Raw genomic sequence first — 18,439 nt, 5'->3', positions numbered from 1 at the left:
TTCTGACGGATATCGGCGGCGGAAATCGCTCAGAAACCGTACGCTCGGCGCAGTGTCGAGTGAAAAGTACGAGTACGGAATCGATTTCGATGCGGTCGCGGCGATCGACATCCACACCCACGTCGAGGTCGACAGCCACGGCCACCGCGCCTATGACGACGTTCTGGTCGAGGCGACCGGCAAGTACTTCAAGATGCCCTCCGCCTTGGAAGGCGTCGCGGCCGGCGTGGACGCCGTCGCCGAGCAGTACCGACAGCACAACACCGCCGCGGTGGTGTTCACCATCGACGCCCGCCACGGCATGCGGCACGCGCCGAACTCGATCGAGGACCTGGTCGCCGGCGCCGCCCGCAACAACGACGTGTTGATCCCGTTCGGCTCCGTCGATCCGTGGCAGGGCCGTCACGCCGTGCACCGTGTCCACGACCTGGTGCGCAATCACGGCGTCAAGGGCTTCAAATTCCATCCGAGCATGCAGGCGTTCGAGCCCAATGACCGCGCCCACTACCCGATCTACCATGCGATCGCCGAGGCCGGTGTGCCCGCGTTATTCCACACCGGGCAGACCGGTATGGGCGCCGGGCTGCCGGGTGGCCACGGCATCAAGTTGCGTTACAGCGATCCCATGCTCCTCGACGACGTCGCCGCCGACTTCCCGGAGCTGACGATCGTGATGGCCCACCCGGCCGTGCCGTGGGTGGATGCGCAGATCTCGATCGCCACGCACAAGGCCAACGTCTACATCGATCTGTCGGGGTGGTCGCCGAAGTACTTTCCGCCCCAACTGGTCCAAGCGATGGGACGCCAATTGCGTACCAAGGTGCTGTTCGGCACCGACTACCCGTACATCCAGCTCGAACGCTGGCGCCGCGACTTCGACACTCTCGACATCGACCCGGCGGTGGTGCCGCTGATCTACAAGCAGAACGCGTTGCGGGTGCTGGGGCTCGCCTCCTAGCGCCGGGGCGCGATGAGTTTCCGCCGGTCCGTCGGTCTGCATCGATGACACACCACCCCTGGACCACTGAACAGGAGAGTTCGATGCCCGTCCGTACCTCCGTCCCGCTGGGCGCCCCCATCTGGATCGACCTGGCCACCTCCGACCTCGACCGCGCAAAGGACTTCTACGGCAGGGTTTTCGGCTGGACCTTCGACACCGCCGGCCCGGAGTACGGCGGCTACGTCACCGCACTCCTGGACGGCCGACCGGTGGCCGGATTGATGGTCAACGACCCGCAGTGGGACGCCCCCGACGCCTGGACCACCTACCTGCACACCGCCGACATCCAGACCACTGTCGACAAGGCCACCGCGGCCGGTGGCACCTCGTGCGTGGCGCCGATGGAGGTTCCCGGCAAGGGCTGGATGGGGATGATCACCGACCCGGCCGGCGCATTCTTCGGGCTCTGGCAGCCGACCGGCCACCACGGCTACGAACTCGTCGACCAGCCCGGCGCACCGGTCTACCACCAGCTCACCGCCATTGACTACCGGGGAGCTCTCGACTTCTACCGCACGGTTTTCGGCTGGGACATCGACACCGTGTCCGACTCCGATGAGTTCCGCTACAGCACAGCCCTGTTCGACGGTGCGGCGCTGCTCGGCGTGATGGACGGCAGCGGTATCCCGGGCGAGGCGCCGTCGAGCTGGTCCTTCTTCCTCGGCGCCGACGACGTCGACAAGACCGTGCAGCTCATCGTGGACACCGGCGGGAGCGTCGTGCGGGCCGCCGAGGACACCCCGTACGGCAGGCTGGCCGCGGTGACGGATCCGACCGGGGCCGGGTTCAACCTGTCGTCGATCGAGAGCTGATCGTCACGACTTCTTCTTCAGAACGTCGGGCTTGTGCACGGCGTCGTTGCCGCTCTTGTCGCTGCGCACCCGGTATTGGGGTTCGTCCGGCGATGCCCGCACCGTGCGCCCGGCAGCCTCGGTGTCGGAGGTGATCTTCTCCTCGACGGTGCCCTCGGCCGTGCTGCCGTGGCTCTGCCAGGTCACCTTGTCACCGGTGGTGAACTTCTGTTCTGCCATATGGTTGCGGATACCCGTAGCGGGACCCGCTACTCGTGGGGTACATGTCGAGTACACGCATTACCGGCGACAGTATCGGCAGCATGGGGGGACCATGGCTAAGTTCCCGGACGTGGTGGTGACCGGCATCGCCATGACGACGGCTCTGGGCACGGACGTGGAGTCGACGTGGCGGGCGCTACTGGACGGGCGCAGCGGTATCCGGTACCTACCGGACTCGTTCGTCGAAGAGTTCGACCTGCCGGTCCGCATCGGGGGGCACCTGCTGGAGACCTTCGACGAGGAGCTGACCCCCGAGGAGGTCGCGAACCACTCGTACATCCAGCGGATGGCCCTGGTGCTCGGCCGGCGGGTGTGGGAGAACGCCGGTTCGCCCGAGGTGGATCCGCGCCGGTTGGCCGTGTCGATCGGCACCGGGATGGGCGGCATCGAGATGATGATCTTCGCGTACGACGACCTGCGCCAACGCGGATATGGCGCCGTCGCACCGAACGCGGTGCAGCAATACGTGCCCAGCGCGCCGTCCACCGCGGTCGCGGTGGATCACCATGCCCGCGCCGGGATGGTGACCCCGGTGTCGGCATGCGCGTCGGGCTCCGAGGGGGTGGCCCAGGCGTGGCGGCAGATCATCTTCGGCGACGCCGACATCGCGATCTGCGGGGGAGTGGAGTCCCGCATCGAAGCGGTGCCGATCGCCGCGTTCGCCAAGATGCGCATCGTGATGTCGACCAACAACGACGACCCCCAGGGCGCCTGCCGGCCCTTCGACAAGGACCGCGACGGCTTCGTGTTCGGGGAGGGCGGCGCGCTGCTGGTGATCGAGACCGAGGAGCACGCGAGGGCTCGGGGTGCCCGGATCGTGGGCCGGTTGATGGGGGCCAGCGTCACCTCGGACGGTTACCACATGGTGGCCCCCGATCCCAACGGCGAGCGGGCGGGCCACGCGATGGCCCGGGCGATCGAGCTCGCCGGCCTGTCACCGATCGACATCGACCACGTCAACGCGCACGCGACCGGAACCACGGTGGGCGACGTCGCCGAAGCGGTGGCGATCAACAACGCACTGGGCAGCCACTCACCTGCGGTGTACGCGCCGAAGGGGGCGCTCGGGCATTCGGTGGGGGCGGTGGGTGCGGTCGAGTCGGTTCTGACGCTGTTGGCCCTGCGCGACGGCGTGGTGCCGGCGACGCGCAATCTGAAGAACCTGGCCCCGGACATCCACCTCGATGTGGTGGCAGGCAGCCCGCGGCCCGGCAACTACCAGTACGCGATCAACAACTCGTTCGGGTTCGGCGGCCACAACGTGTCGCTGGTGTTCGGCCGCCCTTAGCGACGCCGAAACTGCAACTGAACAGGGCGTTTCTCGACCTTCTGCCGCCGGAATGCAGTTGCGCCGGCAGCGGGGTCAGGCTTTGACGAGAGTGAACTGACCCAGTTCGCTGATGCCACGGTTGAAGAAGTCGCTGCATCCGGTCAGGTACTTCATGTACCGCTGGTAGACCTCTTCGGACGTGGCCGCGACGGACTCGTCGTGATGGGCCTCCAGCGCCTCGGCCCAGGTGTCGAGGGTGCGCACATAGTCCTTGTTCAGGTACTGCTTGTGCTCCAGCGTGAACCCGGCATCGGCGGACAGTTCGACGATGTTGTCTTCGCCGGGAACCGAGCCGCCGGGGAAGATCTCCTTGGCGATGAACCGCATGAACTTGAGGTCGGTCATCGTGATCGGAATGCCCAATTCGGGCCACTTCTTCAGCGGATGGCCGAGGATGGCCTGCAGCAGCATCCGGCCACCGCTGGGCAGCACGCTGCTGCACATCTTGAAGAACGGGGCGTAACGCTCCTGCGGGAACGCCTCGATGGCTTCGATGCTGACGATGCGGTCGACGGGTTCCTCGAACTGCTCCCAGCCGCGCAGCAGGATGCGCCGGGACCGCTGCGTGTCGAGGCCGTCGAGCAGTTCCTGGGCGAACTTGTGTTGGTTGCGGCTCAACGTCAGGCCGATGACGTTGACGTCGTACTTCTCCACCGCACGGCGGAGCACCGAGCCCCAACCGCAACCGATGTCGAGCAGCGTCATACCCGGCCGCAGATCCAGCTTGCCCAACGCGAGGTCGATCTTGGCCAGCTGCGCCTCGGCCAGCGTCATGTCGTCGCGTTCGTAATAGGCGCAACTGTAGGTCCGGGACGGATCCTGGAAGAGGCCGAAGAAGTCGTCGGAGAGGTCGTAGTGCGCCTGAACCTCGTCGAAGTGGGGCTCCATGTTCTTGCCCGCCTCGGGCGGGTTCACCGTGCTCTTGACCATTCCCGACCGACCTCCATCCGAAAAAGCGGATTCTCGTTCCGTGTGGGCATCCAGGTTACGCGCGTACCCAAATTACTACACGGGCGTCATTTACGGTTTCTCGCAGGTGAATTGGACGACGTCGGTGTAGCCGTCGCGGAACAGGTCGGCGCACCCGGTCAGGTACTTGTAGAAGCGCTCGTAGATCTCCTCTGAGGTGATCGCGATCGCCTCGTCCTTCTTGTCCTTGAGGTTCGAGGCCCAGGTGTCGAGCGTCTTGACGTAGTGCGGCTGCAGGTGCTGCTCGCGGGTGACGTTGTAGCCGTTACGAGTCGCCGCGTCGGTGACCTGAGCGGCCAGCGGCAGACGACCGCCGGGGTAGATCTCGTCCATGATGAACTTGATGAAGCGCACCTTCGACATGGTCAGCGGCAGCTTCTTGGCTTTGATCTCGTCATCGCTGGGGATGATGATCGTGTGTAGCAGCATCACACCGTCGTCGGGCATCCAGCTGAAGGTCTTCTTGAAGTAGTCGTCGTACTTGTTGAAGCCGAAGTGCTCGAACGCGCCGATCGACACGACCCGGTCGACCTTGCCGTCGAACTCCTCCCACGGCTGCAGCCGGACTTCCATGCTGCGGCTGGTGTCGATGTTGGGGAACCGGTTGGTCTCGATGTGCTGCTTCTGGTTCTCCGACAGCGTCAGGCCGATGACGTTGACGTCGTACTTCTCCACAGCGCGCTGGATGGTCGACCCCCAGCCGCAGCCGATGTCGAGCAGCGTCATGCCGGGTTCGAGGCCCAGCTTGCCGAGGGACAGGTCGACCTTGGCGAGCTGAGCCTCCTCGAGGGTCATGTCGTCGCGCTCGAAGTACGCGCAGCTGTAGGTCTGGGACGGGTCCTGCCAGAGCTTGAAGAAGTCGTTGGAGATGTCGTAGTGGAATTGGACTTCTTTCTTGTCCGAGCCGCGGGTCTGGGACGCGGATTTGGACAGCCAGGCGGATTCAGCGGTCTGGTTCGCTTGGTCGGTTGAGCTGTTAGGCATCAAGTGTCCTGTCGGCATGCAGATGTCACGCCCGGGCGGGACGCTGGTTCTCTACTACCCCGCCTGGAGAACGTGAAAACGGTCCGCGTCTGAATGTACGCGGCACGGGCCGCGCACCGGGCGACCCACGCCCATGACCGTCAAGATGGTGCTCATGAGCCGCAGCTCGCAGATCTACCTCAAGGCGTGCATCAACGGTGCCCGCACGCCGGACCAGCATCCGAACCTGCCCGTCACCCCCGCGGAGCTGGCCGCCGAAGCGGTGGCGGCGCACCGGGCGGGCGCCAGGGCCGTGCACATGCACCCCAAGGACGCCGAGGGCGCCGACTCGCTGCTCGCCGGTGAGGTCGACGCCGCGGTGGCCGCCGTGCGGGACGCGCTGCCGGGGCTGCCGCTCGGCGTGACGACCGGCTTCTGGGCGCTGCCCGATCCCGGGCAACGGCTCCGGGCGGTGCAGGGCTGGAGTGTGTTGCCGGACTTCGCGTCGCTGAACTGGCATGAGCCCGGTTCTCCGGAACTCGCCGAACTGCTGCTCGGTCGTGGGCTCGGCGTGGAGGTCGGCATCTTCCACGCCGAGGCGGCGCAGTCCTGGGCGGCCTCGGGCATCGCGCAGCACTGCATGCGCGTGATGATCGAACTCGGGTCGGACGCCGACACGGCGACGGCCGACGAACTGCTGGGCATCGTCGCCGCAGCGAACTCGCCGGCGCCGATTCTGTTGCACGGATTCGACGCCAGTTGTTGGCCGCTGCTGCAACACGCCGGGGTACGGGGGCTGCAGACGCGCATCGGCCTGGAGGACACGCTGCAGATGCCCGACGGTGCCGCCGCCGCCGGCAATGCGGCCCTGGGCTCGGCCGCGGTGGAGCTGTTCAGTCGGTAGAGGCGCCGAGCGCGAAGTCGGCGAAATCGAATCCCGGGACCACCACGCAGCTCACCAGGCAGGGCTGGGCGTCGCGGGGGCGGGCGCGCTGCCAGTGCCCGGGCGGCACGACGAACTGCGGGATCTCGCCCGCGTCGAGGTCGGCGCCGAGGAGGTGGGTGGTCGCCGATTCCTGCTGGGCACCGACCTCCAGCAGCAGTGGCCCGCCGAAGTGGTACAGCCACAGTTCGGCGCTGCGCACGGTGTGCCAGGCGGACTGCTGCCCCGGCATGAGCAGGTACAGGATCGCCGTTCCCGCGTTGCGGACCCCGGCGTAATCCGGAGGCAACGCCGACTGCGGGATCGTCAGATCGCTGCGCCAGGTTTCCTTGAACCAGCCCCCTTCCGGGTGCGGGGAGAGGTCCAGGCGACGCGCCCACTCGGGAAGATCGCTCATCGGCTCACCCTAGTAGTCTTCCCGCCATGGCTCGCGCGCTTCCGGGGTGGTTGGTCGCGCTGTGCGCGTTGCTCATCGCCGTCAGCGCGTGGCTGCCGTGGCTCAGATCCGCCGACGGGGCCCGCGCCAACGCGATCGGGGGGGTGGCCGGCGCGATGCCGGTGCCTCCGCCCGCCTTCGGGGTGGGCCAGCTGGTGGTGCTGCTGGCGGCAACACTGGTGGTCGCGGGCGCGATGGCGGCGCGGGGAATCTCCGGGCGCATGGCTTCCACGGCGGCACTGGCGATTTCGGTGGTGCTGGTCGTGCTCGCGCTGTGGTTCTACCGACTCTACGTCTATCCGCCGGTGTCGGCGGGATACGGTCTGTACGTCGCCGCGGCGCTGGCGCTGGCCTCAGCGCTGCTCTCGATCTGGGCGATGCTCTCGGCATGGACGTCGTCGGCGCCGGCCACCGTGCGATGACCGGCTTCGTCGAGCCGGTCACGTTGACCGGTGACCGCTGGGTTCGACTGGAACCGCTTGCCCCCGAACATCTCCCGGAGATCGAGGCGGCAGCCGCCGACGGCGAGCTGGGCCGGCTGTGGTTCACCGGCACGCCGCGGGCGGGCCGGGCGCGCGACTGGCTCGACATGCGACTCGGCCTGCAGCGGCCGGACACCGGCTTGACCTTCGTGGTACGCGGCGGCGACGGGGCGCTGATCGGGTCCTCGAGCTATCTCGACGTCGACGGCGCCAACCGGCGGCTGGAGATCGGCAACACCTGGTACGTCGACGCGGTGCGACGCACCGGCGTCAACAGCGAGACCAAGCTGTTGATGCTGAGTCACGCGTTCGACGTTCTGGGTTGCGTCGCAGTCGAATTCCGCACCCACTTCTTCAACTTCACCAGCCGGGCCGCGATCGAGCGCCTCGGCGCAAAGCTCGATGGGACCCTGCGCAGTCATCAGCTGCTGCCCGACGGCTCCCGCCGGGACACCGTGGTGTATTCGATTCTTGATATCGAGTGGCCGGCCGTGCGGTCCAACCTGCGGTTGCGGCTGGACCGCCACGGCTGAGCCGCCGGACTATTCGGCGTCGATCGTCGTGGTCTTGATCGACTTCTGCGTGCCGGCGTGGCTGATCTCGATCTTGCGCGGTTTGGCCTTCTCGGCCACCGGGATCGTCACGGTGAGCACGCCGTTCTCGTAGGTTGCCGAGATGGCGCCCGTGTCGATGCCTTCGCCGAGAGAGAGCTGCCTGCGGTAGCTGCCGAAGAACCTCTCGTTGGCCAGCCACTGCGCCGACTCGTCCGAACGTGCGGTGCGGTGCGCCGAGATGGTCAGCGTGCCGTTGTCGACGTTCACGTCGACCGATCCCGGATCGACACCGGGCAGGTCGGCGGTCAGCACGTAGAGGTCGTCGATCTTGCAGAGGTCCATCGGCATGAACCGTGGGGCTCGGTTTGATCCGGTCTGGCTGGTCAGCAAGCCCCGGGTCAAGGCATCAAGGTCACTGAACGGATCAAAGCGGAGCACAGCAATCCACCTCCTACCTCACTCAGAGCCCGCCACCCCGGCGGGCAGCCAAATCACTGTGCAGCAGCGAGATTAGCACTCGACCATGGAGAGTGCCAGCCCTGGCGCCGAATTTTCCGGCTCATCTCAGGGCCCGGATCTGGGCTCCGCGCAGGTGTGCACGGCAGTGATCGCAGACGAGCGCGGGTGCGAACCTGCGCCCGCAGGCGGTGTGGGTCAGCAGCACCGCGGGTCCCTCCGGGGACGGGAACCAGCGCTGCGCCCAGTCCAGCGCGCACACCAGTACCGGGAAGAACGCGAGCCCCTTCTCGGTCAACCGGTAGCGACCGCCGTCCTGGCCGAGGATCCCTTCATCGGTGAACACCGACAGCCGGCCCGCGATGGTGGCCGGCGGGGCTCCGAGCTGACTTTGGAAGTCGGTGAACCGGCCGATGCCGACGAACGCGGCGACCAGTAGGGCGAACGCCCACCGGTCGCCGATGACACTCATGGTCTGCGGGAACAGCACCGCGGCCCCGCAGCGGCGGGCACTGGAGCGCCGCCGGTTCGTGCCGGCCGGGATCGACCGCGCCCATGACCCGCTCGGTCCCCATTGTGCGACAACATCTTTCCCGTCGGCGCCGCTGCCGCAGGAACGGCAGGTAATCTCCGGCCGGAAGTCCCGGCCGCAGCCGGTGTGGTGCATCTGCGGCAGGGGTTCGGCGTGGTCGGGTACCCACCGTCGTTCCCATTCCCAGACCGAGGTGAGCATCGGCCACAGCGAGCGGCTCTTCGGCGTGAGTAGATACTCCGAACGCGAAGGGTTGTCCTGGTACTGCCGCCGGACCAGCAGCTCATCGCCCGCCAGCGAGTTGAGCCGATTCGACAGCACCGCATTGGACACCGGAAGTGCGGCGGTGAAGTCGCCGTAGCGGCGGGTCCCCAGCATGGCCCGCTGCACGATGAGCAGCGTCCACTCGTCCCCGAGTAGGCCGAGCATCCGCGCTACGGCGTTGGGTGCCTCCGGCAACTACAGCCCGATCGCCGCGGCGGCCGAGTCGGTGTCCCGCCACCGCGGAAGGTCGGATCCGGGTGCCCACGTGGAATGCGTACCGCTGGAGATGCGTTCGGGCAACAGCAGTTTGCACACCGGTCCGTCCTCGACCCGGGCCGCATCGAACACGAGGCAGTACGACGCGTCGGCGTTCATGTCGGTGGTCAGCGTGATGAGGTAGCCGTCGTCCTCGGCGACATTGGGCCGCGGAGCCGCCCCGGCGGCGACATCGGAGCGGGGCGCCATCGCGGTTTCGCTGCCGAACACGCCCTCGCCAAAGGCGTAGTGCGTCTCGGTTCCGGTGTGCAGGTCGTGGCGGAGCAGGCCGTCGAACAGGAACCAGCCGGGCTTGCCGGTGGCCGCGTAGGTGTAGCGGTGCGGGCGGCCCGCGTAGCCGGGATTGATCATCCCGAACTCGCTGAGGCAGTCGGACAACGGCTCCTCGCGGACCTGACCGGTGACCAGGTTGAAGCGCCACCGGTGCAGCCGCGTCTGCATGCCGTCCAGGGAGAGACTGCGGAAGATCTGCTGCCACTTGCGGCTCATGCCGTTGTCGATGCCCTGGGTGGGTTCGGGATCACCCTGGAAGAAGCCGTCCAGCACGATCTCGTCACCGTCCTCGTAGGCGTTGGGGAAGTGCAGCACGTAGGTCGGGTCGGTCTCGAACCACCTGATCTGGGAGGTGTCGCCGCGGCGTGGGACGACCGCAAATCGCGACGGCAGGTCCCGGTGGAACCGCGGCAGGTGGATGTTGTGCTCGAGCAGGGAGGTGTCCCAGAACAGCGGGAAATCGTTGAGAATCACGTAATTCTCAGTGAACGCCATGTCGTGCGGCAGCCGCGGGCCGGGCAGCGGGACGTCGACGCTGTGCACCACCTCCCCGGCGGCGCTGACCACGCCGTAGCGCATATGTGGCGCCTGCTTGCTGTAGTGGAAGAACAGCAGTTCGCCGGTGCGGTCGTCGACCTTGGGGTGCGCGGACACGCCCCAGTCGGTGGGAAATGTGCCGTGCCAGTTCTCCTTGCCGAGGTCCTCGCCGCTGCACGGGTCGATGCGGTACAGGTCGCCGCATTGGTAGTGGCTGGTCAGTGCGACACCCCGGTGCACGATGACGTCGGTGGAGGACGCGTCTTTCATCAGGGTGCGTGCGCCCCAGCCGTAGTCGCGGCGGGCGAGTTCGATGGGTTCGGCGATCCCGGGCCACAGCGGTCCGCCAGCCTCGTTCTCGGCGATGAAACCGTCGGTACGGACAAAGCGGTTGCGGTAGAACGCTTTTCCGTCCCGGAATCCGACGATGTGCAGCATGCCGTCGCCGTCGAACGGGTGGTAGTACTTCAGGGCGGGGTGCAGCGGGTTCTCCGTGTTGCGCAGGTACACGCCGTCGAGGTCGGCCGGGATCTGCCCCTCCACGACGCGGAGGTCGTCGTCGTCCCACTCGGTGGTCTGGGGGCGCCACGGTCCGGTCCGGTAGGGGTGGTCGTCGTCTTCGGGCAGCGTCGAGAGGTACTTGCCGACGATTTCGGGGTGGGGCGATGTCATGGCGTCCTTCCGACGACGAAGCTGACCGTGGTGGCGGTGCTGCCGCCGAAGTTCAAGGTGGCGAAGGTCTTTGCGTCGTCGATTTGGTAGGCGCCCGCGGTGCCGCTGACCTGACGTGCCGCGTCGAGCAGCATCCTGACCCCGGACGCGCCGACGGGATGTCCGCCGCCGATCAGGCCGCCGCCGGGGTTGATCGGGAGCCGGCCGCCGGGCGCGATGTCGCCCTGTTCGATCGCCTTCCAGGACTCGCCGGGCGCGGTCAGGCCGATGTGGTCGATCGCCAGGTATTCGCTCGGGGTGAAGCAGTCGTGCACCTCGAAGCCGTGGACGTCGTCGAGCGTGACCTCGGCGCGGCAGAACGCGTCGAGCACTGTCGTCCGCACGTGGGGCAGCACGTAGGGTTCGCCGGCCGAATGGTCCAGTTTCTGCTGCAGGCCGAGGCCGACGGTGCGGTGACCCCAACCGTCGATGCGGCCGAGCGGACGCGCACGCGGGTGGTCGCGCAGCCAGTCGTCGCTGACCAGGACCACGCCGGCGCCGCCGTCGGTGAGCTGACTGCAGTCCAGTCGCCGCAGCCTGCCTTCGACGACAGGGTTGGTGACGTCGTCGGCGGTGACGGGGTCGGGAATCGACCAATCGCGGGTCTGTGCCTGCGGGTTGCGCTTGGCGTTGGCGTAGTTCAGCGCCGCGATCGCGTGCAGGTGGGATTCGTCGATGCCGTAGCGCCGGTCGTACTCCGCGGCGACGGATTCGAACATGAACGGCCACATGAACTTCGCGTCGCGGCCTTCGTGTCCGGTCCACGCCGCTGCGCCGAGGATGGCGGTGGCGACGTCGCCGGGGACCGTCTTCTCCAACTCCACGCCGAGCACCAGTGCCGAGGCGTAGGCGCCCGAGCGCAGATCGGCCATCGCGGCCAACACCGCGGCGCTGCCCGACGCGCAGGCTGCCTCGTGACGCACCGCGGGAGTCCCCCACAGCCCGGGGTCGACGGTGGCGGGCATGGCGCCGAGGTGACCCTGGCCGGCGAACAGCTCGCCGAAGGCGTTTGCGACGTGCACGACGCCGATCTGGCCGGCGCCGACCTTCGCCGCGTGCAGCGTCGACGTGACGACCTCGGCGGTCAGCCCGACGAAGTCCAGGCCTTCCTTGGCGTAGTTGCGTGCGAAGTCGCTCTGGTAGCCACCCAGGATCCACACGCCGGCCGGACTCATGCCGGCACCGTACTACAACTAACAGAGTGACTGGAAGAGGCGGCCCCGCCGGCTCCTGTCTGAACCGACGAGACCTCGACAGCGGCGACGGTCGACCATCGTCGTTGTCTGCCGCCCTGCATTGCCCCCGCGCCCGACGCGCAAACCCGGGCCGCGTGTACATGTCGGAACGGATGGGGAAGTCTGTACGAATGACTGAAACGTCCAGCCATGCGCTGGCCAAGCGGATGGCGGAGCTGGCCCGGGCGGTGGCCACCCCTCGCCGCGTCGAGGATGTGTTGTCCGATGTCACCGGTGAAGTCCTGGATCTGATCCCCGGTGTCGATGCGGCCGGCATCCTGTTCGTCGGTAAGGGGGGACGCTTCGAAACGGTGGCCGGCACTTCTGAGCTGCCACATCGCCTCGACGAACTGCAGATGACGTTCCGAGAGGGGCCATGCCTCGACGCCGCGCTGGATGAGGTGGTGGTGCGCACCGACGACTTCCGCACCGAACGGCGCTGGCCGCAGTATGCGCCCGCCGCCGCGGAGATCGGTGTGCTGAGTGGTCTGTCGTTCAAGCTCTACACCAGTGGAAAGACCGCGGGAGCGCTCAATTTGTTCGCGCTGAGGCCGCACGTGTTCGACGACGAGGCCGAGACGATCGGCGCGGTGCTCGCGGCCCATGCGGCCGCCGCGATCCTGGCCAGCCGGGAGAACGAGCAGCTGACCTCGGCACTGTCGACGCGAGACCGCATCGGCCAGGCCAAGGGCATCATCATGGAGCGGTACAACGTCGATGACATCGCCGCCTTCGAGATGCTGCGCAGACTTTCGCAGGACAGCAACACCAAGCTCGTCGACGTCGCGGACAAGGTGATCGAGACCCGGGGCACTTGACCGGCCGCGGGGTCAGAGCCCGCGGGGCCGGATCAGGAACGTCTCTTCGGTCAGGCCGCACTACCTGCTGGCTGGAAGTGCGCTGCGCAGCCCGACGGTCAGGCGTCCGGCATGCTGGCCGGCGGGAGCCCGCAGCGGGCGCGGAAATCGATCATCGGCTGCCGGATGCCGCGCAGCTCGGAGGCTACCTGCGGGCTCGTGTCCATGTAGGACTCGACCTTGGCTCGCCGTTCTTCGGGCGGCAGACCGCGCAGACTGGTGAAGAACCAGTTCACGTCCGGGTGGGTGAACATGTAGGCCGACAGCGATGCGGACACCCCGGACAGGATGCCGGCCTGGTCGGCGATCGAGCAGTTGGGGGCCGGGGCCGGCTGTGCCGCCGCGAGCGGGCCGGAGCCGAGCAACGCGGCCCCGGCGAGCACCACCGCACCTGCAGATCGGACGAGAGCAGACATACCCACTCCTTTTCGTGGTCGAGTCAACATGCCAGGGATCCTGCGACCGTCAATTGTCATCGTCGTCGTCACCGCTGCCGAATGCGGCGCCTCCGCCATATCCCACGTCGTGCCGTTCCCGCTGTGGGTTCAGAGCGATACTGATGTCGTCGTCGTAGCAGAACATGTCCAGCTCGCACCACGGATACTCGGTGGGGAACGGTCCGGACAGGACCGGGGCGGCACCGGCCACCGCGGCGGACGTCACCGCGCCGGCCACGGCGCCGGCCGCCAGCAACGGAATTGCCAAGTAGGACTTGCGCATCACTACCTCCCGACCCGATCACCAACGTTCCGCGGGCCGGTAATCGGCTGCGCTGGTGCTCAATCTGCCGTCGGCGGAGGGTAGTGACATCCCCCAGGATGGGGGAAATGGCGAGTGGAAAGTACGCCTCGTTGCCGGGCTGTCAGAGATCAGCCGAAGCAACTGTCAAGCATCAGTCGAAACAGACAGCGAACAAGGACTCGGCACTCGCCCCATGAACCGTCCCGGGTCCGGGGATGATCGGGACGACCCGTGTGCGGGGCGGTATGCGTTGGCTGAGGCCCCTAACCGAAGAATCCGGCTGTCGGCTGAGCGCCGCGCTCAACCACGCGAACCAGCTTCGCGTTGACGAATTCCTTGATGCCCAGCGGACCGAGCTCACGTCCGTAACCGGAGCGTTTGATACCTCCGAAGGGCAACTGCGGTTCTGAGCTGGTGGGGTAGTTGATCCACACCATGCCGGCCTCCAGTCGGGCGGCCAGGTCCCGGGCCCGTTGCTCATCCCCGCTCCACACCGAACCACCGAGTGCGAAGGGCGTAGCGTTGGCGAGCTCGATGGCCTCAGCTTCAGTTTCGACCCGGTACACCTGCGCCGCCGGACCGAAAAACTCCGTATAGAAGGCCGGATTGTCCGGTGTGATATCGGTCAAGATGGTCGGCTGGACGTAGGCACCGGGGCGGTCGATGCGTCCTCCGCCGAGTACCAGGGTGGCGCCGCCGGCGACTGCCTGTTGAATCTGCCCGATCAGGCGTTGTGCGGCCTGCTCAGAGCTGAGCGGGGCAAGGGTGGTGGCCTCGTCGGTCGGGTCTCCTGGCCTCAGCGCGCCCATTCGGTCCCGCATAGCCTCCAGGAAGCGGTCGTAGAGGTCGCCGAGGACGATGAATCGCTTCGCGGCGACGCAACTCTGGCCGCAGTTCGCCGTGCGCGCGGTCACCGCGAAGTCCAGCGTGCGCTCGAAGTCCTCATCGTCGAGCACGATGAACGGATCGCTGCCGCCGAGTTCGAGCACTGTCTTCTTCACCTCGTGGCCCGCACTCTCGGCGACCGCTTGGCCGGCGGCGTCGCTCCCGGTCAGCGAGACTCCGCGCACCAGGGTATTCGGAATGATCTTCTCCACCGTGCGACCGGGCACGAGCAAGTTCACGTAAACGCCGCGCGGCAGGCCCGCGTCGGTCAGGAGTTTCTCGATGGCGATCGAGCATTGGGGACATTGGCTCGCGTGTTTCAGCACGATGGTGTTGCCGGCGGCGATGTTGGGCGCCGCGAAGCGGGCAACCTGGTATATCGGGAAATTCCACGGCATGACGCCGAGCAGTACGCCCAATGGCTCGTAGCGTATCTGCGCACTGCCCGCGTCCGCGTTGAGCGGTTCGGCCTCAAGCAGCGTCGCGGCGTTTTCTGCGTAGTAGCGGAAGATCTCGGCGCTCAGATTCACTTCGCCACGCGCCTCGTGACGAAGCTTGCCCATCTCCAATGTCACCAGGCTGCTGAGCTCGTCGACGCGTTCCAGCATCAGGTCGGCGGCGCGGGCGAGCACGGCCACCCGTTCGCTGACAGGACGCTCTCGCCAGGACAGGAAGGCCTGGTGGGCGTCGTCGACCGCGTGATCGACCTGTTCGTCGCTCATCGGTTGGAACTCGCGCAGCAACTCTCCGCTGGCCGGGTTGACGGTGGCAATCGGTGAACGGTGTTCGACCCCGACCGAAGGTGAATTCATGGTCTCCCCTTTGCGTGCAGCGGATTCCTGCTTGCGATGTTCTGGATTGATCGCACGTTCGACGGTCCCTGCATGGCAGCCGACATCTTCGGAGTGTGGCAATCCGGCAGCGCGCGAATCTTCAACTCGGTCATACCGATTTCGCCAGGCGGATTCGTCCCGTCAGAACCACGGCCGAGGGCGGCTCCGCGCGCGCCCTTTCACCTATGTGGGGTTGGGCTTTCTCAACAGCTACTTTCGCAGTTGACTGTGAGCCGCGATCCAACAGTTGAGTGCCCCCGGCAGGATTCGAACCTGCGACACCGGCTTTAGGAGAGCCGTGCTCTATCCCCTGAGCTACGGGGGCAGCTACGGGACGATGCCGGTGGGAGCTTACCCTCCCGTTGTCGCGGGCCCGCACCGGCCGATCCCAGGTATGGCAAAAGTGACAAAACTCTGCGGAGTGGCCGGTAGCGTTTCCACCGTGGAGCTGACTCTGCAACGTCTCGGCGCCTGGTTGGGCAGCATCATGATCCTGCTCTACGGCGCCAGTTTCTCCGGTGTGGCCCAACTGTTCCCGCCGCTGTCCCCGGCCGCGTCGGCGGACGAGATCGCCGCGTTCTTCGTCGACCACAAACTCTGGATCCGGTTCGGCGTCTCCGGTGCGCTGCTCAGCGCCGTGCTCGGGCTGCCGTTCCTGGCGACTATCGTCCTGCGGATCCGCCGGGTCGAAGGACGCTGGGGAATGCTGTCCACGACCCAGCTGATGGCCGCCACCGTGTTCGTCCCGGCGCTGCTGTTCCCGCAGTTCTTCCTCGGCGTGGCCGCCTACCGCCCCGAGGAGCGCTCCGCGGAACTCACCCAGGCCCTCAATGACGTGTTCTGGCTTTGGTTCATCGGCATCGTCGGCACCATCATCATCCAGAACCTCACCCTGGCCGTCGCGACGTTCATCGACAAGACCGACCCGCCGACGTTCCCCCGCTGGTACGGCTACCTCAACCTGTGGGTGGCGACGCTGTCGCTGCCCGGTTGCGTGGTGGTGGTCTTCAACGACGGGCCGCTGGCCTGGAACGGTGTATTCGCCTTCTACATCCCCGGTTTGGTGCTCGTGGTGTGGCTGTTCGCCACCACCGCGGTGATGCTGAAGTCCATCAGAGCCCAGCAGCGCAGCGAGGCGACGGCGACGGCGCAGGCCCAACCCGCGTGACCGACACGGCCGCCCCGCCCCGTCCCGCCCGCAGAATCCCCGGCGAGAGCGGCACCTGGGTCTTCCTGTTCGGCGACATGCTGGTCTTCGGAGCGTTCTTCGTGACCTTCCTGGTGGAGCGCGCCAAAGCGCCGGAAGTGTTCGACACCGCCCGCGCCACGCTGCATCTGGGCGTCGCCGTCACCAACACGCTCGTGCTGCTCACCAGTTCGCTGGGCGTGGTGCTGGCGCTCAACGCTCTGCGCGCCGGCGCCGGGGTGATCGCCACCCGCGCTGTCGCTGCGGCCATGCTGTGCGGGCTGGTCTTCATCGGTCTGAAGGTGTTCGAGTACGTCGCACTCGCGGCGGCCGGGCACGGCCCAGGCGCCAACGACTTTTACCTGTACTACGTCATCCTCACCGGGCTGCACCTGTTCCACGTATGCCTCGGGCTCGGCGCGCTGTCGTTCGTGCTCAGTCAGACCCGGCGCGCCGAACTGGGGCCCACCCGCACCGCGCTGGTCGAGGGCGGCGCTTGCTTCTGGCACCTGGTCGACCTGCTGTGGATCTTCTTGTTCGCGCTGCTGTACCTGGTGAGCTGAATGACCGCGTTGAGTCTGCTGACGAATCGGGCCGGGGCGACCTGGCTGTTCCTCGTCGCCGCGACCGTCGTGTCCTGGGCGGTCGGTGCCGAGCACGGCACCGGATCGGTGGTGGCCGTGGTCGTCCTGGCCATCGCCGCGATCAAGGTGCGCCTCGTCGGGCTCGACTTCATGGAGTTGCGGCACGCACCGATCCCGCTGCGCGCGGCGTTCGAGCTGTATTGCGTGGGCATGTGGGCGCTGCTGTCGGCCCTCTACCTGTGGCTCTAGCTATTGCAGTAGCTCCATCACCTTGCCGAACGCGTCGGCGTGCCGCATCTGCACGATCAGATAGCTGATGCCGTAGTCGTCGCGGTACCCACGGATTCGCTCGGCGATATCCTCGGCGGACCCCGACAGCACGCCGGGATGGCGCAGCAACTGCTCGTCGGTGAGCCCCGGCAGCGAGATCCGGGGGATAGTCAGATCCGGCACGCCGGAACCGTCGACCGGCATCGCCGTGATCGCCAGGTTGAGTTCCAGTTCGGCGAACCGCGCCCCGGCCGCCTCCCGCACGAACGCGATCCGCTCAGCCAGCGGATCCTCGTCGGCCGAGGCCGCACGGTCACCGCCGGTGAGGCCGATGATGTGCGCTGAACGGGCCGCGATCCGCAGCACTCGGTCGCCGTTGCCGGCGATCATGATCGGGACATCGGGCAGCTGCGCGGCCATGTACTCCGTCGTCGACCGCAGGTGGTCGACGCGTTGTCCGGCGCTGGGGAAGGGGATGCCGGCGGCGTCGAACTCCTCCTTGACGTAGCCGGTGCCCAGACCGAGCTCGAACCGTCCGTCGCTGATGTCGCGCAGTGCCGCGACGTCGCGCGCCAGCAGCGCGGGACGGTAGAACGCCGCGTTGATGACGAAGGTGCCGACCCGCAGCGTCGAGGTCGCCGTCGCGACCGCGGTCAGCACCGGGAACGGCGCCGGACCGCCGAGGTGATCAGGCACATGCAGGACGTCGAAACCGAGGCTTTCGGCGCGTCGCGCGTTCTCGACGATCTGGGCCCGGGAACCGGTCCGCGTCAGCCCGATCCCGAACCGGAAGTTCTTTGCCACATCGTGATGGTAGGTCCAGGTTTGAATCGGAATCGGCAGGGGCATATACGCAATCGACTTTCATCGCCCCGATCCGGCCCGTCGTCGAATTATCCGACGGGCCGGATCAAATTTTCGTGTGAGGCCCAGACATGGCAGACGTTCCAACTCTCGGGGTCGAAGAGGAGTTCCTCCTCGTCGACCCGGGTTCGGGCCAACCCACCGCGCTCAACCGCGAGGTCGCCGAACGCGCCGCCGAGCAGGAT

The 18,439-nt window shown here is 67.0% G+C and carries 22 protein-coding genes and 1 tRNA gene; 10 read left to right on the top strand and 13 right to left on the bottom strand.

The annotated features are described in order from the left end of the window. The first annotated feature begins 52 nt into the window (after window positions 1-52). Both KXD97_RS02000 and KXD97_RS01995 read left to right on the top strand, forming a co-directional pair. Window positions 53-958 carry an amidohydrolase family protein gene (locus tag KXD97_RS02000; RefSeq protein ID WP_313901339.1) on the top strand — a complete coding sequence of 302 codons (906 nt, stop codon included), beginning with the start codon at window positions 53-55 and terminating at the stop codon, window positions 956-958. An 83-nt stretch (window positions 959-1,041) separates the two neighbouring features. After that, the gene (locus KXD97_RS01995) at window positions 1,042-1,812 is read left to right on the top strand and encodes a VOC family protein (RefSeq protein ID WP_260755213.1); all 771 of its coding nucleotides are present in this window, start codon (window positions 1,042-1,044) and stop codon (window positions 1,810-1,812) included. 3 nt (window positions 1,813-1,815) lie between these two features. Here KXD97_RS01995 and KXD97_RS01990 read toward each other — a convergent pair whose 3' ends face one another. Beyond that, complete coding sequence (locus KXD97_RS01990) at window positions 1,816-2,031, bottom strand: DUF2945 domain-containing protein (protein ID WP_260755212.1); 216 nt, start codon at window positions 2,029-2,031, stop codon at window positions 1,816-1,818. Window positions 2,032-2,125: 94 nt separating this feature from the next. Here KXD97_RS01990 and KXD97_RS01985 point away from each other — a divergent pair, with 94 nt between their 5' ends. Continuing rightward, window positions 2,126-3,361, top strand: coding sequence for a KasA/KasB family beta-ketoacyl-ACP synthase (locus KXD97_RS01985; RefSeq protein WP_260755211.1), 1,236 nt, complete (start codon window positions 2,126-2,128; stop codon window positions 3,359-3,361). A 75-nt stretch (window positions 3,362-3,436) separates the two neighbouring features. Here the strand turns inward: KXD97_RS01985 and KXD97_RS01980 are convergent, their stop codons facing one another. After that, window positions 3,437-4,333 carry a cyclopropane mycolic acid synthase family methyltransferase gene (locus KXD97_RS01980; RefSeq protein ID WP_260755210.1) on the bottom strand — a complete coding sequence of 299 codons (897 nt, stop codon included), beginning with the start codon at window positions 4,331-4,333 and terminating at the stop codon, window positions 3,437-3,439. Window positions 4,334-4,423: 90 nt separating this feature from the next. Beyond that, window positions 4,424-5,356 (bottom strand): cyclopropane mycolic acid synthase family methyltransferase, encoded by a 933-nt coding sequence (locus tag KXD97_RS01975; protein WP_313901338.1) that lies wholly within the window; start codon window positions 5,354-5,356, stop codon window positions 4,424-4,426. Window positions 5,357-5,510: 154 nt separating this feature from the next. On the opposite strand from KXD97_RS01975, the gene KXD97_RS01970 reads away from it, so the two are divergent. Further along, window positions 5,511-6,239 carry a 3-keto-5-aminohexanoate cleavage protein gene (locus KXD97_RS01970; protein WP_396885570.1) on the top strand — a complete coding sequence of 243 codons (729 nt, stop codon included), beginning with the start codon at window positions 5,511-5,513 and terminating at the stop codon, window positions 6,237-6,239. Here the strand turns inward: KXD97_RS01970 and KXD97_RS01965 are convergent. Further along, entirely contained in the window at window positions 6,229-6,675 is a 447-nt protein-coding gene (locus KXD97_RS01965; RefSeq protein WP_260755208.1) for a cupin domain-containing protein, read from the bottom strand. The genes KXD97_RS01970 and KXD97_RS01965 overlap by 11 nt on opposite strands. A gap of 26 nt (window positions 6,676-6,701) precedes the next feature. On the opposite strand from KXD97_RS01965, the gene KXD97_RS01960 reads away from it, so the two are divergent. Both KXD97_RS01960 and KXD97_RS01955 read left to right on the top strand, forming a co-directional pair. Further along, entirely contained in the window at window positions 6,702-7,136 is a 435-nt protein-coding gene (locus KXD97_RS01960; protein WP_260755207.1) for a hypothetical protein, read from the top strand. Further along, on the top strand, window positions 7,133-7,729 hold the full coding sequence (locus tag KXD97_RS01955) for a GNAT family N-acetyltransferase (RefSeq protein ID WP_260758273.1): 597 nt from the start codon (window positions 7,133-7,135) through the stop codon (window positions 7,727-7,729). Before KXD97_RS01960 ends, KXD97_RS01955 begins: the two co-directional genes overlap by 4 nt. A 9-nt stretch (window positions 7,730-7,738) precedes the next feature. Here KXD97_RS01955 and KXD97_RS01950 read toward each other — a convergent pair whose 3' ends face one another. The 4 genes from KXD97_RS01950 to KXD97_RS01935 all read right to left on the bottom strand — a co-directional run bounded on the left by KXD97_RS01950 (window position 7,739) and on the right by KXD97_RS01935 (window position 11,974). Further along, window positions 7,739-8,188 (bottom strand): Hsp20/alpha crystallin family protein, encoded by a 450-nt coding sequence (locus KXD97_RS01950; protein WP_260755206.1) that lies wholly within the window; start codon window positions 8,186-8,188, stop codon window positions 7,739-7,741. Between the two features lie 121 nt (window positions 8,189-8,309). Further along, window positions 8,310-9,167, bottom strand: coding sequence for a helix-turn-helix domain-containing protein (locus KXD97_RS01945; RefSeq protein WP_260755205.1), 858 nt, complete (start codon window positions 9,165-9,167; stop codon window positions 8,310-8,312). 30 nt (window positions 9,168-9,197) lie between these two features. Beyond that, window positions 9,198-10,760: a carotenoid oxygenase family protein gene (locus KXD97_RS01940; protein ID WP_260755204.1), complete on the bottom strand. Its 1,563-nt coding sequence runs from the start codon at window positions 10,758-10,760 to the stop codon at window positions 9,198-9,200. Then, the gene (locus tag KXD97_RS01935) at window positions 10,757-11,974 is read right to left on the bottom strand and encodes an acetyl-CoA acetyltransferase (RefSeq protein ID WP_260755203.1); all 1,218 of its coding nucleotides are present in this window, start codon (window positions 11,972-11,974) and stop codon (window positions 10,757-10,759) included. Before KXD97_RS01935 ends, KXD97_RS01940 begins: the two co-directional genes overlap by 4 nt. 191 nt (window positions 11,975-12,165) lie before the next feature. Between KXD97_RS01935 and KXD97_RS01930 the strand changes: the two genes are divergently transcribed. Continuing rightward, entirely contained in the window at window positions 12,166-12,852 is a 687-nt protein-coding gene (locus KXD97_RS01930; protein WP_260755202.1) for a GAF and ANTAR domain-containing protein, read from the top strand. Between the two features lie 98 nt (window positions 12,853-12,950). Here the strand turns inward: KXD97_RS01930 and KXD97_RS01925 are convergent, their stop codons facing one another. From KXD97_RS01925 to KXD97_RS01910, 4 genes are all read right to left on the bottom strand, one after another. Further along, a complete protein-coding gene (locus KXD97_RS01925) occupies window positions 12,951-13,307 on the bottom strand; it encodes a heme-binding protein (protein ID WP_260755201.1) in 357 nt (118 codons plus the stop codon). 49 nt (window positions 13,308-13,356) lie between these two features. After that, a complete protein-coding gene (locus tag KXD97_RS01920) occupies window positions 13,357-13,611 on the bottom strand; it encodes a hypothetical protein (RefSeq protein WP_260755200.1) in 255 nt (84 codons plus the stop codon). A 284-nt stretch (window positions 13,612-13,895) separates the two neighbouring features. Continuing rightward, the gene (locus KXD97_RS01915; protein ID WP_260758272.1) at window positions 13,896-15,239 is read right to left on the bottom strand and encodes an NAD-dependent succinate-semialdehyde dehydrogenase; all 1,344 of its coding nucleotides are present in this window, start codon (window positions 15,237-15,239) and stop codon (window positions 13,896-13,898) included. A gap of 363 nt (window positions 15,240-15,602) precedes the next feature. Beyond that, a tRNA-Arg gene (locus KXD97_RS01910) sits at window positions 15,603-15,675 on the bottom strand. Between the two features lie 117 nt (window positions 15,676-15,792). Here KXD97_RS01910 and KXD97_RS01905 point away from each other — a divergent pair. The 3 genes from KXD97_RS01905 to KXD97_RS01895 are packed head-to-tail and all read left to right on the top strand — an operon-like array spanning window position 15,793 to window position 17,369. Continuing rightward, complete coding sequence (locus KXD97_RS01905) at window positions 15,793-16,518, top strand: hypothetical protein (RefSeq protein WP_260755199.1); 726 nt, start codon at window positions 15,793-15,795, stop codon at window positions 16,516-16,518. Continuing rightward, window positions 16,515-17,099 (top strand): cytochrome c oxidase subunit 3, encoded by a 585-nt coding sequence (locus KXD97_RS01900; protein WP_260755198.1) that lies wholly within the window; start codon window positions 16,515-16,517, stop codon window positions 17,097-17,099. Before KXD97_RS01905 ends, KXD97_RS01900 begins: the two co-directional genes overlap by 4 nt. Next, entirely contained in the window at window positions 17,100-17,369 is a 270-nt protein-coding gene (locus KXD97_RS01895) for a cytochrome C oxidase subunit IV family protein (protein ID WP_260755197.1), read from the top strand. Here the strand turns inward: KXD97_RS01895 and KXD97_RS01890 are convergent, their stop codons facing one another. Continuing rightward, window positions 17,370-18,194 (bottom strand): LLM class F420-dependent oxidoreductase, encoded by an 825-nt coding sequence (locus tag KXD97_RS01890; protein ID WP_260755196.1) that lies wholly within the window; start codon window positions 18,192-18,194, stop codon window positions 17,370-17,372. Between the last annotated feature and the right edge of the window lie 245 nt (window positions 18,195-18,439).

It is taken from the genome of Mycobacterium sp. SMC-8 (assembly GCF_025263565.1).
In the GTDB taxonomy this organism is placed as follows: Bacteria; Actinomycetota; Actinomycetes; order Mycobacteriales; family Mycobacteriaceae; genus Mycobacterium.
The sequence above is the reverse complement of the archived record's forward strand: the minus strand, read 5'-3'. Positions and strand labels throughout refer to the sequence as shown.

Coding starts and splice junctions, on each gene's coding strand:
- KXD97_RS01995 (WP_260755213.1), top strand. CDS start 1,042: ATGCCCGTCCGTACCTCCGTCCCGCTGGGCGCCCCCATCTGGATCGAC.
- KXD97_RS01895 (WP_260755197.1), top strand. CDS start 17,100: ATGACCGCGTTGAGTCTGCTGACGAATCGGGCCGGGGCGACCTGGCTG.
- KXD97_RS01935 (WP_260755203.1), bottom strand. CDS start 11,974: ATGAGTCCGGCCGGCGTGTGGATCCTGGGTGGCTACCAGAGCGACTTC.
- KXD97_RS01980 (WP_260755210.1), bottom strand. CDS start 4,333: ATGGTCAAGAGCACGGTGAACCCGCCCGAGGCGGGCAAGAACATGGAG.
- KXD97_RS01930 (WP_260755202.1), top strand. CDS start 12,166: ATGACTGAAACGTCCAGCCATGCGCTGGCCAAGCGGATGGCGGAGCTG.
- KXD97_RS01915 (WP_260758272.1), bottom strand. CDS start 15,239: ATGAGCGACGAACAGGTCGATCACGCGGTCGACGACGCCCACCAGGCC.
- KXD97_RS01965 (WP_260755208.1), bottom strand. CDS start 6,675: ATGAGCGATCTTCCCGAGTGGGCGCGTCGCCTGGACCTCTCCCCGCAC.
- KXD97_RS01920 (WP_260755200.1), bottom strand. CDS start 13,611: ATGCGCAAGTCCTACTTGGCAATTCCGTTGCTGGCGGCCGGCGCCGTG.
- KXD97_RS01975 (WP_313901338.1), bottom strand. CDS start 5,356: ATGCCTAACAGCTCAACCGACCAAGCGAACCAGACCGCTGAATCCGCC.
- KXD97_RS01990 (WP_260755212.1), bottom strand. CDS start 2,031: ATGGCAGAACAGAAGTTCACCACCGGTGACAAGGTGACCTGGCAGAGC.
- KXD97_RS01925 (WP_260755201.1), bottom strand. CDS start 13,307: ATGTCTGCTCTCGTCCGATCTGCAGGTGCGGTGGTGCTCGCCGGGGCC.
- KXD97_RS01940 (WP_260755204.1), bottom strand. CDS start 10,760: ATGACATCGCCCCACCCCGAAATCGTCGGCAAGTACCTCTCGACGCTG.
- KXD97_RS01960 (WP_260755207.1), top strand. CDS start 6,702: ATGGCTCGCGCGCTTCCGGGGTGGTTGGTCGCGCTGTGCGCGTTGCTC.
- KXD97_RS01945 (WP_260755205.1), bottom strand. CDS start 9,167: ATGCTCGGCCTACTCGGGGACGAGTGGACGCTGCTCATCGTGCAGCGG.
- KXD97_RS01970 (WP_396885570.1), top strand. CDS start 5,511: ATGAGCCGCAGCTCGCAGATCTACCTCAAGGCGTGCATCAACGGTGCC.
- KXD97_RS01985 (WP_260755211.1), top strand. CDS start 2,126: ATGGCTAAGTTCCCGGACGTGGTGGTGACCGGCATCGCCATGACGACG.
- KXD97_RS01955 (WP_260758273.1), top strand. CDS start 7,133: ATGACCGGCTTCGTCGAGCCGGTCACGTTGACCGGTGACCGCTGGGTT.